Origin of the sequence: Paraburkholderia sp. BR13439, from assembly GCF_040948805.1 — a bacterium.
Classification (GTDB): domain Bacteria; phylum Pseudomonadota; class Gammaproteobacteria; order Burkholderiales; family Burkholderiaceae; genus Paraburkholderia; species Paraburkholderia youngii.
The window spans coordinates 1-255 of record NZ_JBFPKN010000207.1 but is presented as its reverse complement, the minus strand read 5'-3'; the positions used below and the strand labels follow the sequence as shown (position 1 = coordinate 255).

Here is a 255-nt window from a genome sequence, read left to right as displayed (position 1 = left end):
CAAGCGACCGGCACGCACCCGCTTGCGCGTAGCATCGTCCATTTTGGCCATCAACCGAGTCTCCCTTCAACGCGATGACCGTATAACGCACCAGCAGAGAATCGGTTGTCATGAATTTAGTAAAACTCAATAGTCTCGCGGTTCGGTGGTATTTCCGGTTCCAACTTGGCCTGCGTGATATTGAAGAACTGCTGTTCGAGCGCGGTGTCGTTGTCAGTTACGAGACGACCCGCCGCTGGTGCGACAAATTCGGCG

1 pseudogene is annotated in these 255 nt (G+C 54.5%); it reads left to right on the top strand.

Features of this window, described 5'->3' with window-relative positions:
* Positions 1-110 precede the first annotated feature (110 nt).
* Positions 111-255 (top strand): annotated as a pseudogene (locus AB3X96_RS42895) (IS6 family transposase); the annotation flags it as partial.